Annotated in this window: 28 protein-coding genes and 1 pseudogene; 22 read left to right on the plus strand and 7 right to left on the minus strand. The window is 65.9% G+C overall.

Annotated elements, in window-relative coordinates:
- Positions 1 to 884 precede the first annotated feature (884 nt).
- The 7 genes from RMCN_RS30900 (at position 885) to RMCN_RS25625 (ending at position 11,398) form a co-directional block, all read left to right on the plus strand.
- Positions 885 to 1,271 (plus strand): hypothetical protein, encoded by a 387-nt coding sequence (locus tag RMCN_RS30900; RefSeq protein WP_131808606.1) that lies wholly within the window; start codon positions 885 to 887, stop codon positions 1,269 to 1,271.
- Between the two features lie 82 nt (positions 1,272 to 1,353).
- The gene (locus RMCN_RS25600; protein ID WP_067395276.1) at positions 1,354 to 2,622 is read left to right on the plus strand and encodes a hypothetical protein; all 1,269 of its coding nucleotides are present in this window, start codon (positions 1,354 to 1,356) and stop codon (positions 2,620 to 2,622) included.
- Positions 2,623 to 2,784: 162 nt separating this feature from the next.
- Positions 2,785 to 3,666: a hypothetical protein gene (locus tag RMCN_RS25605; protein WP_006246247.1), complete on the plus strand. Its 882-nt coding sequence runs from the start codon at positions 2,785 to 2,787 to the stop codon at positions 3,664 to 3,666.
- Between the two features lie 73 nt (positions 3,667 to 3,739).
- Complete coding sequence (locus RMCN_RS25610; RefSeq protein ID WP_234787785.1) at positions 3,740 to 4,333, plus strand: hypothetical protein; 594 nt, start codon at positions 3,740 to 3,742, stop codon at positions 4,331 to 4,333.
- Positions 4,334 to 4,380: 47 nt separating this feature from the next.
- Positions 4,381 to 10,107: a helicase-like domain-containing protein gene (locus RMCN_RS25615; protein WP_067395279.1), complete on the plus strand. Its 5,727-nt coding sequence runs from the start codon at positions 4,381 to 4,383 to the stop codon at positions 10,105 to 10,107.
- Positions 10,104 to 10,853 carry a hypothetical protein gene (locus RMCN_RS25620; protein ID WP_067395282.1) on the plus strand — a complete coding sequence of 250 codons (750 nt, stop codon included), beginning with the start codon at positions 10,104 to 10,106 and terminating at the stop codon, positions 10,851 to 10,853. Before RMCN_RS25615 ends, RMCN_RS25620 begins: the two co-directional genes overlap by 4 nt.
- The gene (locus RMCN_RS25625) at positions 10,850 to 11,398 is read left to right on the plus strand and encodes a hypothetical protein (protein ID WP_234787786.1); all 549 of its coding nucleotides are present in this window, start codon (positions 10,850 to 10,852) and stop codon (positions 11,396 to 11,398) included. Before RMCN_RS25620 ends, RMCN_RS25625 begins: the two co-directional genes overlap by 4 nt.
- 96 nt (positions 11,399 to 11,494) lie before the next feature.
- On the opposite strand, the gene RMCN_RS25630 is transcribed toward RMCN_RS25625, so the two are convergent.
- The 3 genes from RMCN_RS25630 to RMCN_RS25645 form a co-directional block, all read right to left on the minus strand.
- A complete protein-coding gene (locus RMCN_RS25630) occupies positions 11,495 to 11,770 on the minus strand; it encodes a hypothetical protein (RefSeq protein ID WP_067395285.1) in 276 nt (91 codons plus the stop codon).
- A gap of 116 nt (positions 11,771 to 11,886) precedes the next feature.
- Positions 11,887 to 12,606, minus strand: a complete 720-nt coding sequence (locus RMCN_RS25635) for a hypothetical protein (protein WP_084377754.1) — start codon at positions 12,604 to 12,606, stop codon at positions 11,887 to 11,889.
- Between the two features lie 407 nt (positions 12,607 to 13,013).
- Positions 13,014 to 13,337 carry an AbrB/MazE/SpoVT family DNA-binding domain-containing protein gene (locus RMCN_RS25645; RefSeq protein WP_005148622.1) on the minus strand — a complete coding sequence of 108 codons (324 nt, stop codon included), beginning with the start codon at positions 13,335 to 13,337 and terminating at the stop codon, positions 13,014 to 13,016.
- Positions 13,338 to 13,507: 170 nt separating this feature from the next.
- On the opposite strand from RMCN_RS25645, the gene RMCN_RS25650 reads away from it, so the two are divergent.
- From RMCN_RS25650 to RMCN_RS25660, 3 genes are all read left to right on the plus strand, one after another.
- Positions 13,508 to 14,689, plus strand: a complete 1,182-nt coding sequence (locus tag RMCN_RS25650) for a hypothetical protein (RefSeq protein WP_067395291.1) — start codon at positions 13,508 to 13,510, stop codon at positions 14,687 to 14,689.
- A gap of 82 nt (positions 14,690 to 14,771) precedes the next feature.
- Entirely contained in the window at positions 14,772 to 15,281 is a 510-nt protein-coding gene (locus tag RMCN_RS25655) for a hypothetical protein (protein WP_040538525.1), read from the plus strand.
- A gap of 61 nt (positions 15,282 to 15,342) precedes the next feature.
- Positions 15,343 to 15,600 carry a hypothetical protein gene (locus RMCN_RS25660; protein ID WP_006246259.1) on the plus strand — a complete coding sequence of 86 codons (258 nt, stop codon included), beginning with the start codon at positions 15,343 to 15,345 and terminating at the stop codon, positions 15,598 to 15,600.
- Positions 15,601 to 16,225: 625 nt separating this feature from the next.
- On the opposite strand, the gene RMCN_RS25665 is transcribed toward RMCN_RS25660, so the two are convergent.
- Entirely contained in the window at positions 16,226 to 16,447 is a 222-nt protein-coding gene (locus RMCN_RS25665; RefSeq protein ID WP_027331240.1) for a helix-turn-helix domain-containing protein, read from the minus strand.
- Between the two features lie 161 nt (positions 16,448 to 16,608).
- Between RMCN_RS25665 and RMCN_RS25670 the strand changes: the two genes are divergently transcribed.
- Both RMCN_RS25670 and RMCN_RS25675 read left to right on the plus strand, forming a co-directional pair.
- A complete protein-coding gene (locus tag RMCN_RS25670; protein WP_234787787.1) occupies positions 16,609 to 17,115 on the plus strand; it encodes a hypothetical protein in 507 nt (168 codons plus the stop codon).
- A 24-nt stretch (positions 17,116 to 17,139) separates the two neighbouring features.
- Positions 17,140 to 17,544, plus strand: a complete 405-nt coding sequence (locus RMCN_RS25675; RefSeq protein ID WP_006246262.1) for a hypothetical protein — start codon at positions 17,140 to 17,142, stop codon at positions 17,542 to 17,544.
- 28 nt (positions 17,545 to 17,572) lie between these two features.
- Here RMCN_RS25675 and RMCN_RS25680 read toward each other — a convergent pair whose 3' ends face one another.
- Positions 17,573 to 18,451 carry an MPT63 family protein gene (locus tag RMCN_RS25680; protein WP_084377758.1) on the minus strand — a complete coding sequence of 293 codons (879 nt, stop codon included), beginning with the start codon at positions 18,449 to 18,451 and terminating at the stop codon, positions 17,573 to 17,575.
- Between the two features lie 216 nt (positions 18,452 to 18,667).
- On the opposite strand from RMCN_RS25680, the gene RMCN_RS25685 reads away from it, so the two are divergent.
- The 4 genes from RMCN_RS25685 to RMCN_RS31635 all read left to right on the plus strand — a co-directional run bounded on the left by RMCN_RS25685 (position 18,668) and on the right by RMCN_RS31635 (position 20,699).
- Positions 18,668 to 18,964 carry a hypothetical protein gene (locus tag RMCN_RS25685; RefSeq protein ID WP_006246264.1) on the plus strand — a complete coding sequence of 99 codons (297 nt, stop codon included), beginning with the start codon at positions 18,668 to 18,670 and terminating at the stop codon, positions 18,962 to 18,964.
- 8 nt (positions 18,965 to 18,972) lie between these two features.
- Positions 18,973 to 19,284, plus strand: coding sequence for a type II toxin-antitoxin system PemK/MazF family toxin (locus tag RMCN_RS25690; protein WP_067395302.1), 312 nt, complete (start codon positions 18,973 to 18,975; stop codon positions 19,282 to 19,284).
- A gap of 55 nt (positions 19,285 to 19,339) precedes the next feature.
- Positions 19,340 to 19,714, plus strand: coding sequence for a hypothetical protein (locus RMCN_RS25695; protein WP_006246265.1), 375 nt, complete (start codon positions 19,340 to 19,342; stop codon positions 19,712 to 19,714).
- Between the two features lie 475 nt (positions 19,715 to 20,189).
- On the plus strand, positions 20,190 to 20,699 hold the full coding sequence (locus RMCN_RS31635; RefSeq protein ID WP_234787788.1) for a hypothetical protein: 510 nt from the start codon (positions 20,190 to 20,192) through the stop codon (positions 20,697 to 20,699).
- Between the two features lie 25 nt (positions 20,700 to 20,724).
- On the opposite strand, the gene RMCN_RS25705 is transcribed toward RMCN_RS31635, so the two are convergent.
- Positions 20,725 to 21,180 carry a hypothetical protein gene (locus tag RMCN_RS25705; protein WP_084377756.1) on the minus strand — a complete coding sequence of 152 codons (456 nt, stop codon included), beginning with the start codon at positions 21,178 to 21,180 and terminating at the stop codon, positions 20,725 to 20,727.
- An 83-nt stretch (positions 21,181 to 21,263) separates the two neighbouring features.
- On the opposite strand from RMCN_RS25705, the gene RMCN_RS25710 reads away from it, so the two are divergent.
- Both RMCN_RS25710 and RMCN_RS25715 read left to right on the plus strand, forming a co-directional pair.
- A complete protein-coding gene (locus RMCN_RS25710) occupies positions 21,264 to 21,887 on the plus strand; it encodes a thermonuclease family protein (RefSeq protein WP_005148612.1) in 624 nt (207 codons plus the stop codon).
- Positions 21,887 to 22,852 (plus strand): alpha/beta fold hydrolase, encoded by a 966-nt coding sequence (locus tag RMCN_RS25715; RefSeq protein WP_067395305.1) that lies wholly within the window; start codon positions 21,887 to 21,889, stop codon positions 22,850 to 22,852. The genes RMCN_RS25710 and RMCN_RS25715 overlap by 1 nt, the downstream gene beginning before the upstream one ends.
- A 93-nt stretch (positions 22,853 to 22,945) precedes the next feature.
- Here RMCN_RS25715 and tnpB read toward each other — a convergent pair whose 3' ends face one another.
- Positions 22,946 to 24,328: an IS607 family element RNA-guided endonuclease TnpB gene (gene tnpB, locus RMCN_RS25720; RefSeq protein ID WP_067395308.1), complete on the minus strand. Its 1,383-nt coding sequence runs from the start codon at positions 24,326 to 24,328 to the stop codon at positions 22,946 to 22,948.
- Between the two features lie 241 nt (positions 24,329 to 24,569).
- Here tnpB and RMCN_RS32140 point away from each other — a divergent pair.
- The 4 genes and pseudogenes from RMCN_RS32140 to RMCN_RS25735 all read left to right on the plus strand — a co-directional run.
- Positions 24,570 to 24,695: pseudogene (locus tag RMCN_RS32140) on the plus strand (DNA adenine methylase); the annotation flags it as partial.
- Between the two features lie 191 nt (positions 24,696 to 24,886).
- The gene (locus RMCN_RS31640; protein ID WP_067395314.1) at positions 24,887 to 25,318 is read left to right on the plus strand and encodes a DNA adenine methylase; all 432 of its coding nucleotides are present in this window, start codon (positions 24,887 to 24,889) and stop codon (positions 25,316 to 25,318) included.
- Between the two features lie 296 nt (positions 25,319 to 25,614).
- The gene (locus RMCN_RS25730; protein ID WP_234787789.1) at positions 25,615 to 25,806 is read left to right on the plus strand and encodes an antitoxin VbhA family protein; all 192 of its coding nucleotides are present in this window, start codon (positions 25,615 to 25,617) and stop codon (positions 25,804 to 25,806) included.
- 4 nt (positions 25,807 to 25,810) lie between these two features.
- Positions 25,811 to 26,434 (plus strand): Fic/DOC family protein, encoded by a 624-nt coding sequence (locus RMCN_RS25735; protein WP_234787790.1) that lies wholly within the window; start codon positions 25,811 to 25,813, stop codon positions 26,432 to 26,434.
- Positions 26,435 to 26,511 lie beyond the last annotated feature (77 nt).

The raw sequence follows: 26,511 nt of genomic DNA on the forward strand, positions 1-26,511 counted from the left end.
CGGCTGTGCGCGCCTTGTCACCTATTAATGCGGTGTCACACGCTCTGCGCGATAGCACACATCACTGGCGATCACGATAACACAGACGCAGCCGCCGTACCGGCTATCCACACCGACACGCTGCACATGCCCGCCACACCAACCGTGCTCACATCCCCGCTGTACACCTACGCCACGAATTATCGCCTGACCGCACCGCCGAGCACACGCGCCGTACCACTACTCCTGACATCCGCGCCACCCATACATCGCAGGCCTTACCGCCTCGCCACCGCGCCGCACCCCTGCGGCGCCACTATGTGACGCCCCATGTTGCATAGCATGTTGTGCGCCTAGGTGGTATCCGATGTTGCGGGCAATGTCCACCGACCAGGGGAGAACCGCACGCAAAATCGGGGCTATACGCCACGTGGAACAGCCGAGATGCGGCCCAGCACCCCTCACATAAGGGAGCCCGCGATCGTGGCGCAACGGCCGCTCAGCGCCGTTTTCCCAGGTCGTGACTTGCTCGCATCGGTGTGCGGCATGCGCCCGCCGAACAAGCGTGTTGCAGCAACTGTTGCAGTCCATGTTGCCGCGGCTGTTGCAGCCGAGTTGAGCCCTGTGCCGGCCCCCGGGCAGCCGGGCGGTCGGGACCCGTCCCAAGGAGGCACCGTCGGACAAGCTCGCCCCGGATCGAGACGACGCGTCCCGGGGGAGTGGCAAGGGTGATTATGTCAGCAGGACTGGTTACAGTCCGCAAATATGCACACCAGCACCGGGGGAGTGGAAGGGCACGGCGTGTGCGCCGCACATCAACCGGCGCGCGGAATCGCGATTGCGCGGCGCGCATCATCCCGCACGTGCGCGGGCGAACGAGTCGAACCGGCGCCGGAAGACAGGCGATGAACAGTGATGCGCGGCGCACATCCGGTGTGCGGGCAGGTCCGCCCGACGGGCGACAGGCCGCGCCGGCGAGGGCGTTGCGCGGCGCGCAGCCCGCGCAAATGCGCATCGCCGGGCAATGCGCGTTTCGCCGAACCGCCACTTCACCCGGTAAAGTATCCGGTGTTATGGCAGTCCAGAAAGCGGCAGCGTTGCGTCGTGTTCGCGCCCAGGCTGGAGAGCTCGACCGGATCGACGCGGACCGCAAGCGCCACATTGCGCTGCGGGACAGGGCGATTCGCCAGGCCAAAGACGCTGGCGCTACCTGGAGTGAAATGCAGCGCGAGGCCGGCCTCACCGCAGCTGGGCTCCGGAAAGCCCTCTCGCGTACTGACAACGATCACTAAACCCGGTATAGTGCTGTTGTGGCGCGGCCGGGATCGTTAGTCCGCGTGGCAAGTCCCCTGCCCTCGATCACCGGAGAGCGCAATGACCGTTTCCGCTGAGCCCACGCGCCAGCGTTTCCCGGCGCCCACGTCCAGCCCCCACGTCGACACCGTCGCACCCCAGCGCGGGCCGCAGCGCGGGTCGGGCGTCACCATCGCTTGCTATGTCGCCGCCCTGGCCACCCTGCCCGTCAGCCTCAACACCTCGTGGCGCTTCTTCGACGAGGTGCTCAATATCCCCACCGCCGGCGGCGAGCGGTACATCATGTTCGCAGTCGCCGAGCTGGCACTGATCGTTTCGGGTGCCGGCATGGCTGTCAACGTGCGCCGCACCGGCCACCCCGGACCGTTCCGCATGGTCGTGTGGGCGATGTGCGCCGTCTCCGGCTACATGGCCTGGGCGATGAGCGACCTCGAGGAAGGTCTCGCGCGCGTGATCCTCGGGCCCGTCCTCGGCGCGGTCATGCTGCACCTGGCGCTCGGTCTGGAGCTTCGCGCCCGCCACCATCGAACAGGAACTCTCGCCCGCATCGGCCACGAATTGCGAGAACGGATACTCTCACGACTCGGCCTGGCCGACGACGAGCGCGATGCGCTACAGCGCACCCGCGACCGCGCCGCATTCCGATCCGCGCAGCTCAGCATGCCCCGCCGCTGGCGGTGGTCGCGCGAAGCGCGCCTACAGCGGGCACTTTTGGCCGCCAACGTTGCCGACGACCCGCAGATGCGCGACAAGATGCTGGCCCGCCTATCTGTTCTGCATCATGCCCACGAGCTGTGCACCTACCGCCAACCCTCACCATGGCTCGACGGGCACCCCGCACCGAGCGGGGCGCCTGACCATGACCCCGGCCCGACGCCCCCGAAACCACCGGGATCACAATCACCGCAGCAGGCCAGGACAACGCAGATCGCGCACCCGCGCGCGCCCGAAGGACCCGCGCAAATGCACACGCGCGACGCATCAGATCCAGGGCAGCCAAGTCCCGCCCACAGCGACCCGCGCACACTGGCCGCTGTCCCCAGCCGCACATCCGCACACCAGATGCGCGTACCTGCGCACGACAGCGTCGACGACACTGGAATCCAGAAATGGCTGCCGCTGGCCAAGACCCTTGTCCACAGCGGGGTAACCCAAGGCCGGATGAAACGACACCCCACGACCAAGCATCCCGAAGTCGTTGCCGCGATGTTGGCCCAGCACGACACCGGCACCCCGCCAAGCACCATCGGGCGCTACCACAAGGTCCACCACACCATCGTTGACGAGATCCTCGACGCTGCACAAACAGCAACCCGCAGCGCAGGCTAAGCCGCGACATCCAGTCGTACAAACGACGCCCGGCGGCCTGCTCACACCTGGGTCTACATCAATCCGTTGCGCGAAGGCGATTGACGATTGCGCAACGTTGACCTATCTGTATGCGCGTCAGGCATGTAATATCTGGGACCAATCAGGGCTTTTGCGGTCCTGTTGAGCAGCGGACCCAGGGAGGCGATCATCGCGGCCGTTGAGCTCGACGCGGAATCCGGCGGGCAACCCGACGTCAAACGGTTGTCCCAGCAGATGCAGATTCGTCTACGGGAGCTGGGGTTCAGCCTCCTTGGCGCCTCCAAGCTTGGAATCCTATCGCGCTCGACCCTGACCAGCCTGCGTGACGCGGATCGTGTCCCGAACCTGCAGACGCTCGCCAAACTCGATGACCTGCTGGTGTGGGAGCCCGGGTCGGCCCGGGCGGTTCTGCACGGCGGCGACCCGGTGCCGCGCGAGCGCGGTGTGTACCGGCAGCTGCCGAAGTCGACCCTGCCCGAGGAGCAGGCAGGGTCCGGGGTCACCCTCGACACCCTGTTCGACCCGAACGAGGACCCCGCCCAGTGGGATTACAGCGGGTTGGTCACCGCGATCGAGCGTCGGCTACGCGAACTGAACATGACCAAGTCGAAGTTTGCCGCGATCGGCGGCCCCGGACGCTCGACCCTGGCCACGTTGGGCCAACGCGGGTACGTGCCGACCGCCGAGACGCTCGACCGTATCGACCGGTTCCTGATGTGGGAACGCGGGTCGGCGCTGACCGTGCTGCGTGGGGGAGCCCCAGTGCGGATCGGGTCCGCGATCGCCCATCCCGCGCTCGTGCCGCTCAACGCGCTGCGAGACACGTTGAAGGCAATCAAGATCAGACTCAACCGCCAGGCACAGAGCGTGGCGCAGCTTCTGTCCGACGTCGATGAGGCTTTAAGCCGTGTCAACGTCTCCATAGCAGAAGTGGGGGATCCGGCACGGCGGGCCGTGCCAGATCCAGATTCGGGCAGCCCCGATGAGGGCGATGCCGCAGGTAAGGGAGAAATCCATGACTAGCGGTATGGCCGTAGGGAGGCTGCTATGGGCGACCAGCAGCAACCGGATCTGTTCAGCATCAACGCATCGGATAATGAAGCGCGTGAGCAGCCAATGGATGCGCGAGGCGGTGCAGGCCGCCTACCGGCAGCTCGGCCTGCCGACGGGCTGGACGAGCGAGCAGACCGAGACGTTCTTCAACCTGGTGACCGAGCGGCTGGACAACAAAGCCGCAGCGCTGTCGATCGACCTGGCGCAGGACGCGATCAGTCGGTGGCGGACGGCCCACCCCGGTCAGGAGCCCGACCACCAGACCACGGTCGGCCTGCACGAGACAGCCCTGCAGAACGCCAGGGAAGCGGTCGTGCGCCAGGAACTGTACGCGCTGATTCCGACACCGGCCGAGGATCAGCCGGAGCCGGTCAGCCGGCCCAGTCCCGAGGTGAGCTGGCAGGACCGGTGGCGCGACGTCCGCTACCGGACCGAACCCAACGAGTCCGTGGAGGATCTGGCCGACACGGTGTGGCCACAACGATCGGCGATGTTCAGGGTCAAAGCCGCCTACCTGCTCGCGACTCGCGCGGAGGAGGGCCGTCCGGTGCCCACCCACCCGCGCCACCACCTGGTGCCCCGACTCACCCCGCTGGTGGAGGAGGAGCTGAGGGCCGACGGGTACCCGATCGAGTAACCCGCAAGAAGAAGGCGCGTCAGCGCAGCGAGTTCGACGACCCACAGTTGGCGCTGTTCGCCGAGGACAGCTTCGACCTGCCCACCGATCCCCGGGTCATCGACCCTGGTGGCGCCCCGCTGCCTCCGGTGCGCTTCCCCGACCGCGACGTCACCGAGGAACAGGGCCAGGACACGAGGCCGCCGGCGGTCGACTCGTCGACCCTCAACTCCCCGCAGCGACCCGCGCTGACCCTGGTGCCGCCGGGGTCAGCGATGCAGGTGGACACCCTCGCCGCTACCGCCGACAGGCCAGCCGAGAATCGGCCCACCCTCAGCGCGGTCCCCGACACCGCCGTCGGCCGTGACGCCGTCCACGATGCTGCCGACACCGAGCACGTGGCTCCGGCCGCGGCCACCCCGCACCCACTGGAGGAGGTGGTGCACCCGCCAGCGGTGGACTTTCAGCCCGGCACCGACATCCGCGTCCCGTCGGGCACCAAGGCCCGGCTGCTGGCCAACATCGCCGTCATCGACACCCTGACGCGGATGCAGCGTGACGGACGGTCCGCCACCGCCGCCGAGCAGCAGACCCTGGCGTGTTGGTCGGGCTGGGGCGCGATCGCCGATGTGTTCGACACCCGCAAGGACACCTACGAATCCCAGCGCGAATACCTCAAAGAGGTGCTGGGGCAGAGCCAGTACCGGGCCGCCTCAGCCAGCACACTCAACGCCCACTACACCGACCCGGCCATCGCCGAACACATGTGGAAAGCCTTGCAACACGCCGGATTCAGCGGCGGCCGCGTCCTGGAGCCGGGCTGCGGATCGGGCACCTTCATTGGCCTGGCGCCTAAGAGTGCCCAGATGGTCGGGGTGGAGAAAGACCCGATCAGCGCCGCGGTGGCCGCCCACCTGTATCCGTCGGCCCAAATCCGTTCGGAGGGCTTCGAAACCACCAACGTGCCCAACGGCAGCTTCGCCGCCGTCATCGGCAACGTGCCGTTCGGGGACTTCGCGCTGCGTGACCCCTCGTACAACCCGAAACGGCTGTCCATCCACAACCACTTCATCGTCAAGTCGCTGGACCTGACCGCCCCCGGTGGCTACGTCGTGGCGCTCACCAGCCGCTACACCATGGACAACGTCGACGACAAAGCCCGCCGTGAAATCCTGGCCCGCGCTGACCTGCTCGGCGCCGTGCGGTTGCCCACCGCGGCGTTCCGCCGGGTTGCCGGCACCGAGGTCGTCACCGACATCCTCGTGCTGCGCCGCCGCGAGGCCGACCGCGAGATCGCAGTGGGGGAGGACAGCTGGCTGCAGGTAGCCGACATGGACCTCGTCACCGGCGACGGACAGACGTCGTCGCTGCCGGTCAACACCTACTTCCATGAGCATCCCGAACACATGCTCGGCACCCCGATGATCGGGCACGGGATCCACGGCAGCACCACCCTGCAGGTCCAGACGATGGACCCCTCGGCGGTCGGCGACCAGGTCGCCCGCTGCCTGCGCAGCATCATCGACACCGCGATCGACAAGGATCGCGGCCTGACCGCCAGCCCGAGCAGCCTCACCGACGTCACCGAAGTCAGCTTCGATCCCGGCCTGCTGACCAAAGCGAGCGCCGGGCAACTGCCCGCCTACGGCACCCTGCGTTTCAACGCCGAGGCCGACCGGTTCGAATCCTGGGACCGCGACAAATGGGTCGAAACCAAGGTCTATCAGAGCCGCAAAGACGAAACGATCAAGCTGCTGGCGCTGCGCGATGCCGCCAACGCCGTCGTGGCATCCCAGCGCAACGGGCTACCGCCAGAAGACCGCGAGCATCTGCGCGGCCAGCTCAACCGCATCTACGACGCCTACGTCAAACGCCACGGCCCGATCCAGCGGTTCAAGTGGAGCACCCCCGCCGAGGTCACCCAGGACAAACGCGACGAAAAGCTCGCCAAGAAGATCGAGTTGTGGCGCAAGAAGAACCCCGACGCCGCGCGGGTCCCCGAGGAACTCGTCGAGCAGTGGGACCAGCAGGCCTGGGAGACCCCCAACCCCTACAAGCTGCGCCCGCACATCGTCACCGCCCTGCGCAACGACCCGTCCTGGACCACGGTGCTGGCCCTGGAGTCCTACGACGAGCAGACCAAGGAGGTCCGCAAGGCGCCGATCTTCAGCGTCGACCTGCTGGGGCCGCCCACCATCCGCGACCGCGCCGAAACCGCCGACGAAGCTCTGGCCATCAGCCTTGACCAGCACGGCGGCGTCGACCTCGACCACATCGCCACCCTGCTGGGCACAGACAAAGACGCCGCCCGTGAACACCTGCGCGGCCTGGTGTTTCCCTCACTGCGCGACCCCGACGTGTTGATACCTGCTGCTACCGCCCTGTCGGGCAACGTGCGCCGCCAGCTGCGGGAGGCTCAAAAGGCCGCCGAAAACGATCCCCGCTACCACGAATACGTTGACGCGCTGCGCACGGTGCAGCCCGTCGACCGGCAGGCCAGCCAGATCAGCGCCCGACCTGGATCCCCCTGGATCGACGCCCGCTACGTCGGCCAGTTCGCCCGCGAAACCTTCGCACCCTCCGAGCACAAGATTCCCCGCGTCACTGCCGATCACATCCAAGGCGTGTGGACCATCGAATGCCCCGCCCACGACCGGGCACATGCCAGTTTCTTCGAAACCTGGGGAACCCGCTACGACAACCGCGACGCCATCGACCTGCTCGAAATGGTGTGCAACAACAAGGAAATCGTCGTCAAGTACACCGCCGAGGAGACCGAGCGCACCGGCCGCACCGGCGTGAACCGCGACGCGACGGTTGCCGCGCAGGCCAAAGCCACCAAGATCAGCGAGGCGTTCCAGAAATGGATCTTCGCCGACGAGACTCGCCGCGACGAACTGGTCAATGTCTACAACGAACGGTTCAACTGCCTGCGGGCACCCAAATACTCCGGTGCGGCGCTGACCCTGCCCGGCCTGTCGAAGCGCTTCGAACCGCACCCCTACCAACGCGACGCGGTGGCACGAATCATCGCCGAGCCCAACGTGCTGCTCGACCACGTGGTCGGCGCAGGCAAATCCGGCACCATGTTCATGGCCGCGATGGAAATGCGCCGACTCGGGCTGGCACGCCAACCCTGGCTCGTGGTGCCCAACCACATCATTGAGCAGGTCGGCAAGGAGGCCAAGTGGTGGTACCCCAGCGCTGAAATCCTGCTCGGCGCACCGGGAACCGACCCCGAAGGCCGCAGGCGCTTCATCGCCCAGTCTGCCACCTCGGACTGGGACATGGTCATCGCGCCGCAGTCGCTGTTCGAAGCGATCCCGGTCGGGCCCGAGGTGCAACGCGACTACATCGAACGCGAACTGGAAATCCTGCGCGAAGCACTCACCGCCACCACCGAGGACACCACCCCAACCAGCGTCAAACGTCTCGAGAAGGCGCTGCAGCGCTACGAAACCAAACTCAAAGACCTCACCGAGCAGGCCAGCAAGGACACCGGTCTGCGGTTCGAGCAGACAGGCGCGGACTACCTTTTCATCGACGAAGCCCACATGTTCAAAAACAGAACAAGGCTGTCAGCAGTCAAGGAATTGGCGTGCCCCAACGGATCTGAGCGTGCCGACGACCTGGCGATGAAGATGGATATGCTGCGCCAGCGCCGCGGCGAGGAGGCCCTGGCCGCCGGCCGCCAGCCCACCGCGGCCGACGAGCGGGTCGCCACCTTCGCCACCGGCACTCCCGTCGCCAACAGCCTCGGCGAAATGTATGTCATGCAGCGCTACCTGCGTCCCGACCTGCTCGACGACGCCGGCGTGTTCCACCTCAACGACTGGGGAGCAGCGTTCACCTCCACCATCAACACCGTCGAGGTCAACGCCACCGGCACCCAGCTGCGGCCGGTCACCCGCGTCGGCAAGTTCTGCAACCTGCAGGAGCTGCTGAAGCTGTCCTCGGTGTTCACCGACGTCATCACCCGCGACCAGGTGCTCGACCAGGCCGACATCGAGCTGCCGGAACTGGTCGGCGGCAAACGCACCATCATCAACATCCCAGCCGATCAGGAACTCAAAGACTTCATCACCGACCTCGGGTACCGGGCCACCGACATCGACCCGAAGAACATGGCCCGCGACAACATCCTCAAGATCAGCAACGACGGCCGGGAGGCCAGCCTCGACCCTCGGATGGTGCACCTGCCCGCCCCGGCATACTCGCGTACCGCAGCAGTGGCCGACCAGATCATGGCGGTGCACAAGGCCACCGCCGACCGCATCTACAAAGACCCCCAGCACGGCCACGACATGCCCAATCCCGGCGGGCTGCAGATCGTGTTCTGCGACCGGGGCACGCCCACCAGAAAGGCCGGAAAACCCAAAGACAGCTTCGGCATGTACACCGCCATCCGCGACGAGCTGATCAGCCGCGGCATGCCGGCCGAGAAAATCCGGTTCATCCACGACGCCGAAAAACCCGAGGACAAGCTACGACTGTTCGATGAATGCAACCGCGGGATGGTCTCGGTGCTACTCGGATCAACAGAGAAGATGGGTACCGGCACAAACGTACAGGCCCGCGCGGTCGCCCTGCATCACGTCGACGTGCCCTGGCGCCCAGCCGATCTGGAGCAGCGCGAGGGCCGAATCATCCGACAAGGCAACCAGAATCGCGCGGTTCACATCTTCAACTACGTCGTCGAAGGCAGCTACGACACGGTGATGTGGCAGAAGATCGAGGCCAAATCGCTGTTCATCGAACAGGTCAAACGCGCCGACATCGCCGTCGATGAAGTCGAGGACGTCGGTGGGGGAGACCTCAGCGCCAGCGCCGCCGAAACCAAGGCCATCGCCACCGGCGACCCCCGCTACGTGCGACAGGTGCAACTCCAAGACGAGATCGACCACCTCGCCGCACTGGAACGCTCCCACCACGAGACCCTGGCCAGCCGTGACCGCGAAATCGCCGCCACCCAACGCCAACTCGCCATCGTCAACTCCGACCTGCAGGCCCTGGCGCCCGTGGTTGAAGACGTCGCCGCCCGCAACCCCGATGCCCGTCCCACCGTCCTGGTCGAAGGCCGTGGATATAAGGAGCGTAAGGACGCCGCCGACGCGTTCGCCACCGTCTGCCGCAACACCTACCACGCCATGAAAAACGCCCCCGGCTACGAGAACCGCCCGCTCAACGCCTCGATCAACGGTGTCGGGCTCCTCGCCCGCCGCGACCACATGAACTCGAAACTGTGGATCAAAGCCGACGTGCCGTCAGCCGAAATCGACGCCACGGTGCTCGATCTGCACGAAACCGTGGGCAGCCGCGACGACAGCGGCAGCGCCAAAACCCGGGGCCTGCTCACCCGCCTGGAGAACCTCTACAAGGACCTTCCCAACCATCACCAGCGGCTACAACGCAACCACGACCAGCTCACCGCCACCATCGAAGACCTCCAAACCACTGAGGTCGAGCAGTTCGACCGCGGCCACGAACTGGCCGCGCTCAGAGAAGAACATTCCACCTTGACCACAATGCTGCGTCTAGAAGCCCAATCCGAGGCAGCCAAAGCCAAAGCCGCCGAGGCCCAGCACCGCATGCGGGCCGCCGGCCGCGAACCCGGATGGTCCCTGCACCTCAACCCAACCCCGTTCCTCCTCGAGGAATCCGGCCTCGACACCGCCGAGCAGTACCGCTTCGCCCACAAAATCGCCGAGCGTTCCCGCGCCGCCGACTACCTTGCCTCCCAACAGGAACAGGGCCAGGAGCACGACCGCGACACCGACGAAGGGCTGGCGCTGTGAACTCAGAACGTACCGACAACGCCGACCGCGGCACAACCACAGGGCCCGACGACCCATGGTGGAGCTACACCCAAGGCTGCGCCGCCGCGCTGAGCAGGGGAGTGGAACCACCCGTGGTGGCAACCCATGGCCCACTGCTGCAACCCAACGAAGTGACCAGGCTCAGCGCCCCCGCCCACTACAGCCGCCTAGTCGGTGGCGACGGCCACTTCGACCGCGCCGGCGGCACATTCTTCGTCAATCCGCTACTCATGGCCGGAGCGATGGCCACCCAAGGAGCGGTCAACCGTGGCCGACGACGCCGCGCCGAGCAGGATGCCCAACCCAGCTGGCGCAACCACCGCCCAGCCGCGGTGCTGACCACCAACTTGCGGCTGATGTGCAGCCGCCCCGACGGCGGCTACACATCGTTCTGGTACCAAGACCTCGCCGAGTTCTACCCCCAACCGCACGCCCGCACCCTGGTCATGTCATTCGACGAAGACCACACCTCGCCCCTGCAACTCACCGGACCAGCCACACCCGCCATCAGCCTCTGGGCAGGCCACGCCATCTACGGCGACGCCTGGCGCGAACACCCCCACCTCGCCGCCCTCATCCCCAGCGAACAGGACCACCACCGCGACCAGGAACAGCCGCTCACCGATGGGCTCACCGATCAGCAGCGGCAGTGGTGGACCGACCAACAACAGCGCAGACCACACCACAGGACCCGCAGCGCCAACGAACAAGGACTGACCCGATGACCATACCCATCACGGTGTTTGTTGGCGCCGGACGTGTCGGGCAAGCTGATTACGATATAGAGATGCCACAAGCGATCTTTATTCACGACGCGAACCACTATTTGCATCCGTTGTCGCTTGACCTGATCGACGTCGCCGATCGTGACGAGCTGGCCATGTACCTGCGCGCCCCTTACCCGCCGGACAGGTTTGTCGAGACATTCGCAACAGAGTGCGGCCCGTTTGGGCGTCTCGACTTCTGGTTCAGCCGCTGGCCCGGGCCAGAGCCGCGCGCTGTCAATCGGCCCGCAACTGAGCTGTTCATGTACGCGGCGAAACTGCGGCCAAGCACCGTGCCGCTCCTCCGTGGCCGAATCATGGTCGGCTCTCATGACGCAGACGGCGGCCTCGCCGGGCTAACGAACGAGCAAATCCACGCTATCGTCTTGCACGCGAACGGCTGGCGCGGACCAATACGGCTTGAGTGGCGCTACGCCGCGGACGCTCATGCTCAGCGGCGCCGGCGCAAGACATCTCAGCGTGACCGCAGACCTCTCAGAATCTGAACCGGGTCCCGCTGCCAAGCCGACGTTGGCGGATGCCGCCTGCGGCGGTGACCGAAAGCCACGTCAGGAGGCTCAGTAAGAGGCCGCGGCGCGTCGTCACCTCGGGGGCAGCCATTCGGTGTCGATGCCGTCTCCGTCGCCGGAGCGTCTTCTGCGGGCGATCCGGACTGCTTCCTCTAGCTGGGCGGGGGTGTACATCCACCCGTCGGCGGTCCATGTTCGGGGAACTAGCTGAGCGATAACCGGCTGCGGGAGGCCGCACGCGGCGGCGACGTCGGCGATGGTGAGGTGCGCGTCGATCGACGCGTTGGCGGCGTGGGGTCCGCCGTCTATGACTCGTAGCAGCGGCCGCGAGTGGTCATCATTGGTCATATGTCCAGGCTACGGGGATATTGCGTCCGGGCCGCGCACTGATTTTCACGCGGCCCTGCCCGCCTTGTCGACGGTCCCAGCACAGCGGACGTCTCAGCACAATGATGCTGTTGAGGTCAGATTCTGGCACTCGAATCTTCGGTGAGGTTCCACCGCTCAGCGACGACGCGCGGGATCGGCAGACCGGAAATGGCCGCGTCCAAGAGGGTGTGGACCGGCAAGCCGGTTGCCAGACGCTGTTTCCAGCGGCCGGTCGTCGGCCCGGTAGATGAGACCGACGTGAGGCAGTCCAGGTATGCAGTGGCCAGCGACACCCGGCAATCGTGGAGCCACCCTCCGTGACCCCGTTGCTCCTCGAGGAAGGTCATGGCGATTTCGTAGTCGAGATCGCGCCGTGCCGGATCGGGATGCTGGGGTGGGACCTGGGCGAGCTTTTCGACGAGTGCCCGGACTGTGCGGCCGTGGGGCCCGTACTCGAATCCTGGGGCCATGCGTTGCACCACTTCGATGCGGCGAGCTCGAAGTTGGCGGGTGGTGAAACCCGGCACCGATGTAGGTTCGTAGCGCAACGGTCGGGTGGGCTTGACCTGCCACACCTCCCAGGGCTTGCAGCGGTGTGCATAAGTGCCTCCGGCGTACGCGAGGTACGCCGGCTCGTCGAAGAGCCGAAACCCGTTCCAGTGGCGAGACATCAAGCGCCGGCCCGGTCGCAGGGTGCTGAACTCCTGAACGTTGACGACGTCGCGATCGCGGTAGGTCACGACGTACCAAGGGCGGCTGTCGATGTCAGCGCGTGCCTGTGCATCCAGGGCGGAGGAGATCACCATGGTGGGCATTCTGCTCCTTCGGGATGACAGCTTGCACGCGGATGTGTCGTCACAGTGACGTATTTAGTGCGTGGGCAGGGGGTGGTGGAGGGGAAGGCCCACCTCGGTCTAGGGGGACTTGAAGACATCGTGGTCTCCGACGCGGCGCCACCGACAGCGCAACTCGTCGTCGACAGTGACCAGTTCGAAAGTGGCCCGTCCGTCGGGACTGGCGAACGACCACGTCATCTCCAAGATGCCAGGCGCGCCTTGCACAGACTTCACACGCAGGGACCGCGGCCATGGAGTCGCCGGATCCGCGGCGTAGGCATCGCAAGCCGGAACGAATTTCGCCCTCACCACATCGCGGAAGGTTCTTCGGTGCTCGGCCTTGAGATGGCGATAGTCGGCATCGAACGCCGGTGTCGTCTCGAACTTCACGACTCGGGCTCGACGTCGTCCGCCTGCGCGTCCAGCTCGTCGAGATGGTCCAGGAATGCCTCGCCGTCGTCGTGAACGGTGACCCGCCCGGCCGCCACGTGCTCGTCGACTTCCTTCTCCCGTCGCTGCCAACGGTCCTGCCAGAACCATCGTTGGTCAGCCGGAATCGGTAGCGCAGGCCGCAGCTCCAGAACCCCGTCCTCGCGTTCAGTGATCTCAACCTGCGCACCGGACTCGTCGAGGTGCAGCCGCCGCCGCACCTCGGCAGGCAACGCGACGACACCACGGGCCTGGACGGCAACGAAGCCATGAAACGACATAGCCCCATTTTCGCATATCGCCGTAATGCTGTAAAGCCGTAATGCGCCCTAGCGGCATTGCCGATAAGCTACCTTATGTCAAGTATCACTTGGCTATCCGGCGCTTATTGCTTGTCACTAGTGCGTATTGCTACTTGACACAATCGGTAGTGTCGCACGATAATCGGCGCATGGCAATCGCCCGCCTGGTCGCCCTGATAGACCACTACAAGGCCGCACACGGGGTCAGCGACGCCGAACTGGCCCGCCGGATTGGCATCTCGCGCGAGAACTTGCGCCTCTGGCGGACCAACGGGCTGCGGGCGCTGCCCGACCGGGACAATCTGCGTGGCGTGGCCCGCACCATCGGCCAGCCCTACCGCCGGGTGCTCTCGGCGGCATTGCTCGATGCCGGCTATCTCACCGACACCGACGCCGCGCAACCCCGGCCCTATATCGAGGTCCTCCACGACGCCATCGACGCGCTGACAGAAGCAACGAAACTCACGAACCAGCCTCTGCGGCAAAGCGCTTCGGGCGGATGGGAAGCCGACCCCGACCCGCGAGCGGCGCTGCACATCGACTGGGCCGAGTTCGTCACCCACGCACTGGCCGGTGCAGCCGCCAACGTCGGCAGCACAACACAAATCCTCAGCGGACGCCCTGGCTCCTGGGAAGCCGCCCGCGTACGCGAAACACTGGCCTCCACCGTCGGACCCGACGACGAACACCTGCTGCGGCACCGCACCCAACCGATCACCGTGGACCTGTCCGTCGACAACATTCTGCGCGACCTCGACGCCGACCCCTACCTCGACGCCTTCGACGAGATCGACCAACGCGAGCTCGATATCCCCGAACCCGACGATATCCCCGACGAGCCGCCACCACCGGGCATGGAATGGCTGCACGACCGCGACGAACACGGTCTGGCCGCGTGGATCAACGATCCGGACAAAGTCGCCGCCTACCAACGGTGGCACGCCGAGCAGCCACCGTACGAGCCCACCCCTGGTGAGCAAGCCCAGCAGCAGGCTCTGGATTCCCTTGCGGCACTAAGGGACACGCTGGAAGAACTGCGCCGCGAGGAACTGCATGCCTACGCCGACTCACTCACCGCCGCCATCACCGACCGGCTGCGCACCCTGAACCTGCACGTACCGATCCGGGTCACCGTTATAGCTGCCCCCAATGGCGCAAAGCATCAATACGGCACCACTCCCCTGCCAGGTGAAAGCTCCAGCCGGATCGACGAAGCGATCGCCGCAGCGATCGCCGAAACACCGGGACCGGCAGTGCTGCAGGGCACACCGCTGCAGCGGGCCGAAGCCGCGCTCCAACGTGCACAGGACGGAGAACGCGCAGATGACTGACAAGTGCAGCGGCCTCAACCCGGCACCAGACTGGCTGCACCAGTGCGCGATGGGATTGGTAGCACGAGTAGGTGAGCGAGGCATGACACTGACCGTCGAAGCGGCCGAGACCGTTCTTGCCGAACGGCATACCACCGCCGCCGCGCAACTCGGAGTGACCGAACGAACCGCTCGACCGTACCTTGACGACGCCGCGCTTGACGCCTTGGCTGATCGCCTGGTGGCCACGTTCGCCGACGAGGAACCCGGCAGCGATCTGTTCGCGCTGCCACGCAGCGCCCATATCAGCGTGGCCAGCTTCGGCCTTCTCGTGGCTGGCCTCGCTGAAGCCCTGCTCTTCTTCGAAAGCTCCCCGGCGATCGACGACGCCGACCGCCACGCGCGGCGATATGAGACTGCACAGCTGCTGTCGTTGGCTGGTCTGATCCAGTCCGATCACAGCGGCGGCCCGATCGCCGCTCCCCCAGCGCTGTTCTCACGGATCGCACGCACGCTGACAACGGTGGCCGACCTCACCGACAACACCCGCTTAGCGAAAGCGCTACGACGCGACGCGATGCGGGCGCGGTCGGCAGCGAGCGCACAAACCTGAACAACGTCTCGACAGACGCTATCAATCCGCCTCCCCAACGAACACCACCGCAAGGATCGCCATGAGCACTGAACTACCCACCCGCACAGACCTTTTCGTCAACGCACTGGCGGCCCTCGACTCTGCCCGCTCGGCGCTCAGTGATGCGCGCGACTGGCTACGTTCAGACTGGGAACCCGTTGACACCGCACTGCCGCACGAAGCCGCCCGGGCACGCGCGGAGATGCTCGCCGCGATCGGTGAGGCGAAGGACGTCATCGACGCCATGAAACGCGATGCGTACCAGGCGATCGAGTCGCTCGCCGCTGGCCACCACTAATCGCGGCTCGCACGGCGAGCACGCGACACCACTCTGGCACACCCGACACCATCGAGAAGGCGAGCGCGCCCCGCCGGCCCTTTGTGCCGATTCAGTCGCCGCGAGGCAGACTGCCAAGGCAAGCCGCGACAACGTCGGCCACCCGTTCAAGCGCCGCCGCAATCGCCCAGAGCGCTTCGACCTGTGTTCCCGTCTCCGGTAACCCGCCATGGCCGCGTCGATGAGGTGGGGCGGCAGTGGTCCTAGTCGGAGGTCGCGGCGTCGGGCGGTCAGGTGCTGAGTGGCGGCCCGGCGGGGAAGGTTCGACAGCCTCGAGGCGCGCGCGGCCTGCATCGGGCCAACGAATCCACTGCTGCTGCCCTGCCTCGTCCAAGGAATTCGCTGGTGCGCCGTGATCGCCGTGGTGATCGTGATCGAGCACGCAGCCGCGGACCCATGGCACATTTCGCCCGTTTATCGCCGTCAGCGACGCCCAAAGTTCGTCGTCAAGAAGCACGCTGCCATAGCAACCACCGCCGCCGGTCATTTCGTCGCCCCGCAGCGACCGCCGACAAACCGGACCGACGGTGTCGATTGTGTTGCAGGGCAGGTATTCTCCCGCAGCATCCGTTTGAACTGTCCGGTATCAGGATTCCAGCGAAGGTGCGTCGTGCCGGACTCCTTCTAGCCAGTTCTGAATCGTGCGCGTCGACTTCCTCAACTCCGTGGCGATCGCGCGAATCGAGGCACCTGCCAGCCAGGCGGCCCGGACGGCGGCCTTCAACTCAGCGGCAGCGTCGTCGGCGCCGCGAGCTGCCTCATGCAGTCGCTCACGCTCGGCCGACGGGATATCTCCACGGGCAGTCACAGCGAGACTGTAGCAGAACGGACTACACAACTGTAGCACCTACTGCTACAGTTGGAATCGAGCACGGCTTGTCACACCGGAGAGGCAGAATCGGCCAATGACCGCACGCACCGCCGTTCCGAGGCCAGCTGTTGGGTAGGCCGTCCGCGCGGACCGTCGCGTTGCGCGATCAAATACTTGCCGCGCTGCGCACTGAGTGGCCGCTGCCGGCGTCGACACGTCACGTCTGCGAGCTGCTGGGCGCACATCGATACGACGAGACCGGCTATCGAGTTTATCCGCAACTGTGCGCCCTTGATCGGCTGGGCATCGTGGAGCAGATCCACCGCGGCTCCGACTGCCGCGACGTCTTCTGGCGATTTCTCGGCGATCCCACGGAAGCGGATTTGAACGCGGCCGTAGACGCCACTGACTCGCCTCTGCCTGCGGCTCCTACGGACTGCACCGCCGATCTTGACGCTGACACCGACACGATTTTGTCGACGTTGGACAGCTACATCAAAGCACTCGACGACGCCGAAAAACGCTTCGTAACCGCCGCAGCTTCTGGCGATCAAGACAATGAGACGGATGCGGCCGACGACCTGGCCGCCTTGGTACGGGAGTTCGTTGATTGTTGCAACAATTGGCCCCCACCGGCGAGCACTAACAATGATCGTCCGGAATAGGTATAGCGAAAGGGAGCTTGGGTGATGACTACGCCTGGCGTTGACCATCTGCTTGTTCCTGGGACGTGGCTTGCCGACGTGCCACGGGAGCTGACGCTTGAAGTGGTCGACCGAATCAACCTGTTGATCGGCGGGATGAACACAGTCCGCAACCGCATGCTGCTGGGAGTTGACAGCGACGGCAACGAGCCATCCCCTGGCCGCCCTCGCTCAGATGCCACCGCTGAGACAACGAGACGGGCTCTGGAAGACCTGATCCTGTTGCGCGACATTACCTCTACCACGATCCACGCCGTTGCCGCGGCCGCTATCGAAGGTGGCGTTGAGCGCAACGACGTGGAGACCTGGGCGAGCTACGAAGCCGACGACCAGGCCCTGATCGAGGGCATAGACATGCTGCTCGCTGGTAGCGCGGAGCGTCCGGAATAGCGCTGAGTCGACGTAGCGGGCCCCGCGCTCAGCTGGGCGGCGGCGCGATCACCGTGGTCGTCGGTGCCGCGGTGGCGGGGGTGCCTTGGCTGCCTGCAGGTGCGGTCTCAGGCTGTGGGGTCCCCGCGGCGGCCGCCGCGTCTGGGGCGGGGCTGACGGGGGCAGCACTGGGTTCGACGGGGGTGCCCTGACTGCCCTCGGCGACCGGGGTGCCCTGACTGCCGCCTGTCGCTGCCGGTGTCGCCTCGACGGGGGTTCCTTGGCTGCCGGTGGGTAGCGCGTCTGTCGGCACGGTTTCGCCGGCCTCGGCTCCGGCGCCTTCGGCGTCCAGCGGCGGTATTTCGGCGACGTCCGCACCGTCGACCCCCGCGGTGGCCGACGGGGTGGACTGTGTGCCCACTGGGGGGCTCCACTGGCCGCCGCCGGTGGCCGGCGGCGGCGGGGCGACCCACGCCGCTCGGTCGGTGCCCATCGAGTTGTACACCACAGTCTCGGGCGCGGTGCCGGTGACGTCAAAGTACAGCTTGCCTGTCGTGTGCTGTCTCTCAGCGAGCGTGGCGGGGTTGACGCCCAGCGGTGTGGCCGCTCCGAACAACACCCGGTAGGTCGCGCCGTCGGCGGCTCGTGCATTGAAATTGGACACCACCGGTGTCACCGTTCCAGCGACGGCCACGCCGGTGGCCGTGGCCTCCCACAGCGTGCCGTGCACCGGGTAGTCGATGACATCAGCACTGCGCCTGAGATCGCTGACGACCCACGCCTGCACGACACCGTTGTCCACCAGCTCGGCGTCATCACCGAACGTAGTGGTCTCCACATCCGCTGCCGCCGTGGGTGTGCCGAGCAGGCCCACGGTCAACGCCGCCGACGTGCAGGCCAACATTGAGGTCACGGATGCAGTCTTCACGCTCATCACTCCTGTGGTCGTCCGAGATCGGTTATCCCCCCGGCCCGCGGGGACGTCACGGGTTGAAACTAGCAGCCTGTCGCGGGCCACCCGAGGGGCTGATCGCGCGATTCGCCAACTCTGATACGGCCCAGCGTCGCGCACACGGACCAGGTGTCGACGCACACTTACTTATACGCTGGCCTCTACGCCTGAATTCGGTGTATACTATGCACCATGGGTAAGCGTGTGAGCCTGATCCTTGGCGACTCCGACGAGGCGGCGATCGCCCCCTACCTCAATCAGGGCTCGCCGGCCTTCGAGGTCTTGCGGCACTGGGCCAGCCAGCACGACGTCGCAGACGACATCAAGTCCGAGGCCGCGGCGTTGCGAGCACTGCTTCAGGCGGGGGCCGAAGCGCTGCAGGAGCACGTCCTCGACCTGGGCTACGCCCAGCTGGCCACAGAGTTCAACAGCGAATCGGCCAATGCTGAACGACGCACTGCACGCAACCGCCACGAGCGCCAGACCTAGGGGCGTAAATGACACGTGCGCTGCGCAGCCAGGCGTACCGAGTGGACCTCGGACATGGCTCCAAGCCGTGGGTCATCCTCAGTAACAACTCGAGGAACAGAAACCTCGATACCGTTCTGGCAGCACGTATTACGACAACCAGTAAGCACGCCCACGTTCCCACGGTCGTGCCGTTGACCGCGGCCGACCCGTTGGTGGGCTACGTCCTCGTCGATGACATCGTGCAGCTCTACCACGATGAACTCACCGAAGCGCTAGGGACCTTGTCCCTGCCCACCATGTCCGAAATCAGCAAGGCGCTTCGGATCGCGCTTCCCTGACGGCGCGATAGCCAAACATATTGCAAGGCAACAACTACGGAGGCTCTAACCGACTATGGCTGGCGTACTTTCCACACCAAATCTGGCGTTCTACTTCCCCGACGAGACCGTTAAGACGCTCAACGATCGCTGGGACGATTGGGTTGCGCGAGGGGCCACCGTTGTCACGAAGAAGGACCAGGCCGAAGACGCACCAGGGGTCTTGCTTGACCTTCTGCACACCGACATCCGCTTCACACCGGCCCTAACCGCCGCAGTGGCAATCGCTGAGCTGCGTCTGCACCATGAGCAGACCGCCGCGTCAGGGTCTCTGATCTTCTACCCGTGTCTACCGTGGCAGTGGCCGCTCATCCTCGGCGCCCGGTTCCGACAGGAGCCCGACGTCCTGTGGGCAATCCCCCGCGAACTTGTCGCAAGCGACTTCGAATGAGGCTGAGCGAAGATGAGCGAGAACGCAGCAATTCGACTGGGTGCGCGGGTGGCACACGCTATCGCGGGCCGAGACACACGCAGCGACTACCTGACCCTCTGCGGCCGGACCATCAGCAGTGGCGATCCCCGAACGCGAGAGGTCGACATCCGTGAAACGCCGCTACACCAGCACTGCCTCCAGTGCTGGTGCTGACCGACGAGGCGTTTCCCCGCGAAGCGCCAACGAGGGCCGGTGCGATGTGAACACCGCACCGGCCGACGAGGACCCCAACACCACCCCGTTACCAGTCCTAAGTCAGTTCTTCACGTGGGCGCCCGGAGACGAACCGGCGCCCTATGATCCACCGCGAACTTCAACGGAGACGCGGCGACCCCAAGGCCCGTCCTCGCACCCTGTGATCGACGTCGTACCCCGACCCCAGGCCGCGCACCAGCCAGGACACCGCCGGTGGTGGCTGGTCGCCGTCAGTGTGGTGGCAGTCGTAGTCACGGCCGGCGTCGTCTTCTGGCCCGAGCGCAGCATCTCCGACCAGCCATCTCCCTCCGCGACTGTCCCAGTGCCCGCTCGGATCGACCCCCGGCTTGCGTCGTTGATGCCGGCCGATTATCCAGCGGGGGCCTGCACGCCGGTTCCCGCCGACAATCGCAGCGCCGCTGAGTGTGGCCCGAACGCCAGCGCCCCGAACACCTCAGCACGATTCACCCTCTACCACGACGTCGATGCCCTGGACGCCGCACTCACCCAGTTCATCAGTGGCACAACAGTTCTGGTCTGTCCAGGAAACTATCAGTCGCCGGGCCCGTGGCGCCGCCGTGCAGCGCCCGACGCGCCCGTCGGCACTCTGGTGTGTGGCACCAGCCCACAGGGCCATGCCCGCATCGGCTGGACCGTCGACAGCGAGCTACTGCTTGCCAGCATTGAATCCAGCCCAGGCGGCCCCACGCTGCCCCAGCTCTACGATTGGTGGTCCGAGCACTCCTGACGCCGATTCGCCCGCGAAGCGGGTATCACCAGCGTGTGGGCAGCGCCCGAACCTGCTGCTCCACCACAGTCTGGCTGGTTGCGGCCACCTCGGCGTCGTCAACGAGGGCGCACCCCAGATACCCCACCCGCTCGGGGTCCATCTGCCCCGCTGCCTTCACAGCGGGGTCCAGCACCGCCGCCACATGCACTGGAAAGTCCACAATCCCTGACTGCAGGACACGATTGCCGGCGGCCGGGGTCAGCACCACCGCCGCGACCGTGACCGAACCGAGGTCCTCGCTGAGCAGGTCAGGATAGATGTGATCGCGCTCGACGCCCTCCCCCAACGCGCACACCACGGCCGGTTGAATCTCGCAGAACCAGTACCGACCCGGCACCGTCGAACGCAGACGTCCGGTCACCCTCAGCTCCAGGGGCAGGTGCGCGGCAAAGTCCGTCACCGGGAATCCGCGCACACTGTGCAAGACGAGACGGGCCACAACCCGACGCTAACACCAGCCCGCACAGTTGAGTGTTTACGAACTGTTCCCCGATTGACTGATCATGCACTATTGTCACTCGTATGGACATGCCGTCATCTGGAGCCCCGTCCTACACCGCTGGACCGCGGATTGCTCCACGCAACCCCCGCCGCCACGTGCGCGTTCTCGCCGGGCTCGTCGGCGCCGTCTTACTGGCCGGATGCCAGGTGCCCTCCGTCGCGGGGCAGTCGCCACCCGACGGCACTGACTACCCCGTCCAACCGCCCGCAGACACGCTCACCGGGCCCGCACCGGTGTCCCGCGTGGTCGACGGCGACACCTTATGGGTCAAAACCGACGACGGTGACACCAAGGTCAGGCTGATCGGCATCGACACCCCAGAACTCGTCGATCCGCGCACTCCGGTGCAGTGCTTCGCCCAAGAAGCCTCCGACTTCACCAAGAGCGCCCTCACCGGACAGTTGGTGTACCTGGAGGACGATCCCAGCCAAGACAGCACCGACCGCTACGGCCGCCGCCTGGCCTATGTCTGGACCCTTGACGGCCGCCTGATCAACCTCGACCTCATCGCCGAGGGATACGCCAACGAGTACACCTACTCCACGCCCTACCGCTACCAGCGCCAGTTCCGGGCCGCCGAAGCCGCCGCCGCTGAGCAGGATCGTGGACTGTGGAACCCCAAAACCTGTGCAGCACAACGCTGATGAGCACCGCCCCGGCAGTCGCCACCCCGATTCCCGCAGCGCCGGTGCCGCGCAGCACCGCACGACGCACGCTCACTGCGCGCCGATCAGGGATCCACGAGCGTGTCGTGCAGACCAGTGATGGGGTGCCGATCGCGGTGAGCGATTGGCTGCCCGACGGGCCAGTCGACCACACCGTCTTTCTGCTGCACGGCCTATGTCTTACCCGGCACTCGTGGCAGGGCGTGGTGCGGCGGCTACGCCGGCCCGGTATCCGCGTCGTCTACTACGACCACCGCGGTCACGGCAGCTCCGGACGTGCAGCACCGGCCACCTACAGTCCGGGCCAGCTGGCCCAGGACCTCGCCGAAATCGTGACCGCGCTGCGAATCTCAGGCCCGCTCACCATGGCCGGACATTCGATGGGCGGCATGGCCGCGCTGAGTTACCTGGCCCGAGCCGCCACCGAGCAGCTGGTCCGCCCCTGCGGACTGGTGCTGGTAGCCACCGCAGCCGCAGGACTCACCGATCACGGTATCGCACGGGTTCTGGCACTACCGGGCATCGACACCCTACTCGACGTGATCGACCACGTACCGCACACCCTGCGCGAGCAAGTCATGCGTAGCCTCGCCCGACCGCTGTGCGACGTCGTGACCGGCGACCGCAAGGTCGCCACGGCGCTGGCCCAGGCATTCCGCGCCACGCCCGCAGCGACCGCGCTGGGCTTTCTGCGCACACTCAAGACCTTCGATCAACGAGCCGTGCTGCCCACCATCTCGGCCGCCACCACGGTGATCAGCGGGTCAGCCGACATCCTCACCCCACCCGTGCATGGCGAGGAAATGGCCGCGGCGATCCCCGGTGCAACACACCTACACCTTGCGCACGGCGGCCACATGCTGCTTCACGAAGCATGCAACACCGTCAGCGACGCCATCCTGCGCACCACAGCGCGAACCCGCGATGGAGCGATGCCGACGTGACCGCCCCGCCAATGGCCTACTACGGCGGCAAGACGCGCCTCGCCCGACCGCATCGTGCGGCTGCTACCGTTGCGAGTGAGTGATCTTTAGTGGTCACGCGACTCGCACCCCGTCACGGGGTTGTTCGGCAGCCTTGCGGCTGCGTCCCTTCCGCGCTTCACGGCCACCCGCCGGGCGAGGCCCGGTCTTACGGTCGGCTCCACGCTTGACGGCGGCCCCGACTGGGCCGACGACGCTAGGTGTTTCCTCGTAGCGTGCGAGGTTGATGGCGGCGTTGTCATCACGCTGGTGCGTGATGGCCAAACAGCCTTCGCATTGCCATTTTTCATCCCAGCCGATGTCCTGGACATGCCCACAAACGTGGCATTTTTTCGACGATGGGAACCAGCGGTCGGCGACCACCAGGTCCGACCCGTACCAGCCTGTCTTGTAGGACAGGTGCCGCCGCGGTGTGCCCAGGGCGGCATCGGACAGTCCACGCCGTCTGGCGCGGGCGCCCGGCAAGCCCTTTTGCCGCAGCATCCTCGCCGCGTCCAAACCTTCGACAACGATGCGGCCGTGGGTTTTAGCCAAGCGCGTTGTCAGGCTGTGGAGGTGGTGGGTGCGGACATCGTTGACCCGGCGGTGCAGCCGGGACATCTCGGTGGTGCGCTCACGGTAGCGCCGGGAGCCTTTCGTGCAGCGTGACCGTGCCCGGGACGCGTGCCGAAGATCCCGCAATGCGGCGTCAAGCGGGCGCGGATTGTCAACCCGTTCGATCACCACCCCGTCAGCGTCTGCGACCGTCGCCAGACGACGCACACCCACGTCGACACCCACCCGCGAGCTGGGTAGCGCGACGCCGGGTTGCTGCGGACGCTGCACGAGGATCCGCACACTGGCATCCAGACGGGTGCCGTTGCGGCGCACCGAAATCGCCAGCACCCGCGCCCGGCCTTTCGCAATAAGACGCTCGATGCGCCGAGTGTTCTCGTGCGTACGAACACAGCCGATCACCGGCAGCGTGAGATGGCGGCGATCGGGCTCGACGCGCATCGCGCCGGTGGTGAAACAGACCCGGTCAGCGTCGCGGCCTTTGCGTTTGAAGCGCGGAAAACCTGCCCTCTTCCCGGCACGCTCACCAGCACGGGAGGTCTGCCAGTTCCAGTACGCGTCCACCGCGCCGCGGATGCCGTCGGCGTAGGCCTCTTTCGAGCACTCGCGCCACCACACCGCCCCGGTCTCGGCGTTAACACACGCCTCGTCCTTGACCGTGTTCCAACGCTTCCGCAGCACCCGCAGCGACGGCTTCGCCGTCTCTATCCCACTGGCGTGCCACGCTTCGATATCGGCTTTCAGGGTGGCGACCGTCCAGTTGTAGGCCTTACGCCGGGCACCGAAATGCCGTGCCAATGCGCGGGCTTGATCACCGGTCGGGTCGAGGGTGAACCGAAACGCCTGAACCGTCCAGCCCTCGGGAACTTCGAACCGGGCCATTACAGCCAGTCCTCGTCATCCTGGCCGCACGCGGGGCAATCGCCGCTATTGCAGACGTCGCACAGTCCACCGGAGTCAATCGTGAAATTGAACTCAGCCCGGCAGCAGAAGCACGCGAACCGCGCCTTCGGCTCGCCGATCCTCATACCCATTTCCGACATAGATCCGTTCCTACAGCACACCACTGACAGCTAACGACCACTCATACCGCAACAGCTGGCAGCCCCCGCACAAGCACTATGTGGAGCCATTCGCCGGATCGCTCGCGGTCTTGCTGGCCAAGCCCACGAGTCGCATGGAAACCGTCAACGACCTCGACGGGCTTGTCCGGACGTTTTGGCGTGTGCTGCGCGACAACCCGGCCGAACTCGCCCGCCGCTGCGCGCTGACGCCGCACTCTCGCGCCGAGTACCGCCAGGCGCGCGACGCCCAGCTCCACGACGGCATGGATGACGTCGAGATCGCACGGGTCGTGTGGATTCGGATCCCCCAAGCACGCGCCCATACCACCCGCCCGACCGGAACCGGGTGGAAATACCACATCGATCCGGCCGGATCGTGCGGTCCTACGGTGCGTTCGCCGGTGCGTGCCTGTACGTCGACCCACCCTATCTCGGGTCCACTCGCACCGACGGCGGCAACGGCTACCGCGTCGACATGCGCGACCTTGACGCTCACGCCGAACTGCTCGACGAGCTGCTCGCGTGCCGCGCCAGTGTCGTCCTCTCCGGATACGCATCCGACCTCTACGACCACACCCTGGCCGAGTGGTCACGTATCGAAATCCCCACGGGCACAGCCCAAGGCGGCACATACCAAACGCGCACCGAGGTGATCTGGTCGAACCGGCCAATCGGTGAGCAGCCCGCCCTCTTCGACGTGATCCAACGACAGTTATCTGGGGGTTCCCCCGAAACGGCGTTCAAGCCCAGGACCGATGCCGTGACGTACAGATCCCCCACGACGTGCACGGAGGAGGAAATCCGATGAAGGCGATCAACCAGCGGTGCATGACCGAGCGGGCCGAGCAAAACGCACCCGCCACCGACGAAGTGCTGTAGATAACCCACTGTGCTACAGGCAGAGACATCGGTGAGGCCACGGCAGCCCCCTCCACCCACCTGTGCTGGAGGCGACCCTGGCCACACCGCCCAACCCCTCTTAATGGGAGGCTATAACCATCCGCTCCTGGTATTATGAAATAGGTTGAACACCCGCCTCACCCAGCGACAATACTGGCTCTCTGGGATCGGATGAACCGGAAGGAAGCGCCTACAATGAGCACCATGACGACCGCGCCCAAGCGCCCGCCCACCCACGACGAGGCCGTGACCCTCGCCGTGGCAGCAACCGGCCTCGCCGGCCACGACGTCTCACCCGACGCGCGTGACCTGCTCGACCGCATCGGCCGCGGCGATTTGACCTACGACGAGGCCGTCGCCGAGGTCATCGCGGAGTTCGGGCAACCCGCCCAGTAGTACGTTGGCGTCCTACAGCCAGTGGGAGGACTACTTCTGGCCCGATGCGCCGGGGGTCCTGAAGAATCGCCTCAACATCAAAGACAGTTGGCAACTGCGCGAGGCCGAAACCCGAATCAGCCTGGTCCGTATGGCCGAGATCGTCACCCAGGACAACCCTCCCGACGTGATCGACCTCGACTACTACTGCGGGCTGCACCGCAAGATCTTCGGTGACGTCTACGACTGGGCTGGCACACCCCGCACGGTACCGAAGTTCGGCATGAGCAAACAGTGGCGCGACGTCGTCAACTTCGCCCCCGACGACCGCACCGCACCGTGGGTCAAATACCACTACCGCCCAGGCCCCGAGGTCGCCGGCCGCGCGGCCTCCCAGTTCACCATGCTCGACTTCGAACTAGGTGACCCACAAAAAACCGCCCCGCACACCTTCATCCCGCTCATCGCCACCTCCTGGGGCGGGCTGGACAACATCCACCCATTCCGCGAAGGCAACACCCGAAGCCAGACCATCCTGTTCCACCAGATCTGCCGCAAGTACGGCTACGAGCTCGACGGCCAAGAGCTGTTCAATCGCCGAGAGGAATTCATCGGCGCCCGCTTCCACGGACACGGGACCTGTCGATAACCCCCGCGGTGCTGGTTGTGGCCTACGGGATTGAGAGCGTCGGAACGCGCAGGAGCGAATTCCGGAACGCGCCACCG

The sequence above is a fragment of the Mycolicibacterium novocastrense genome (assembly GCF_001570485.1).
Taxonomy (GTDB): domain Bacteria; phylum Actinomycetota; class Actinomycetes; order Mycobacteriales; family Mycobacteriaceae; genus Mycobacterium; species Mycobacterium novocastrense.

Bases quoted from the DNA above. Each gene is read 5' to 3' on its own strand.
- RMCN_RS30900 (WP_131808606.1), top strand. From the start codon at position 885: ATGAACAGTGATGCGCGGCGCACATCCGGTGTGCGGGCAGGTCCGCCC.
- RMCN_RS25600 (WP_067395276.1), top strand. From the start codon at position 1,354: ATGACCGTTTCCGCTGAGCCCACGCGCCAGCGTTTCCCGGCGCCCACG.
- RMCN_RS25610 (WP_234787785.1), top strand. From the start codon at position 3,740: ATGAAGCGCGTGAGCAGCCAATGGATGCGCGAGGCGGTGCAGGCCGCC.
- RMCN_RS25625 (WP_234787786.1), top strand. From the start codon at position 10,850: ATGACCATACCCATCACGGTGTTTGTTGGCGCCGGACGTGTCGGGCAA.
- RMCN_RS25630 (WP_067395285.1), bottom strand. From the start codon at position 11,770: ATGACCAATGATGACCACTCGCGGCCGCTGCTACGAGTCATAGACGGC.
- RMCN_RS25635 (WP_084377754.1), bottom strand. From the start codon at position 12,606: ATGCCCACCATGGTGATCTCCTCCGCCCTGGATGCACAGGCACGCGCT.
- RMCN_RS25645 (WP_005148622.1), bottom strand. From the start codon at position 13,337: ATGTCGTTTCATGGCTTCGTTGCCGTCCAGGCCCGTGGTGTCGTCGCG.
- RMCN_RS25650 (WP_067395291.1), top strand. From the start codon at position 13,508: ATGGCAATCGCCCGCCTGGTCGCCCTGATAGACCACTACAAGGCCGCA.
- RMCN_RS25655 (WP_040538525.1), top strand. From the start codon at position 14,772: ATGACACTGACCGTCGAAGCGGCCGAGACCGTTCTTGCCGAACGGCAT.
- RMCN_RS25660 (WP_006246259.1), top strand. From the start codon at position 15,343: ATGAGCACTGAACTACCCACCCGCACAGACCTTTTCGTCAACGCACTG.
- RMCN_RS25675 (WP_006246262.1), top strand. From the start codon at position 17,140: ATGACTACGCCTGGCGTTGACCATCTGCTTGTTCCTGGGACGTGGCTT.
- RMCN_RS25685 (WP_006246264.1), top strand. From the start codon at position 18,668: ATGGGTAAGCGTGTGAGCCTGATCCTTGGCGACTCCGACGAGGCGGCG.
- RMCN_RS25690 (WP_067395302.1), top strand. From the start codon at position 18,973: ATGACACGTGCGCTGCGCAGCCAGGCGTACCGAGTGGACCTCGGACAT.
- RMCN_RS25695 (WP_006246265.1), top strand. From the start codon at position 19,340: ATGGCTGGCGTACTTTCCACACCAAATCTGGCGTTCTACTTCCCCGAC.
- RMCN_RS25710 (WP_005148612.1), top strand. From the start codon at position 21,264: ATGGACATGCCGTCATCTGGAGCCCCGTCCTACACCGCTGGACCGCGG.
- RMCN_RS25715 (WP_067395305.1), top strand. From the start codon at position 21,887: ATGAGCACCGCCCCGGCAGTCGCCACCCCGATTCCCGCAGCGCCGGTG.
- tnpB (WP_067395308.1), bottom strand. From the start codon at position 24,328: ATGGCCCGGTTCGAAGTTCCCGAGGGCTGGACGGTTCAGGCGTTTCGG.
- RMCN_RS25730 (WP_234787789.1), top strand. From the start codon at position 25,615: ATGACGACCGCGCCCAAGCGCCCGCCCACCCACGACGAGGCCGTGACC.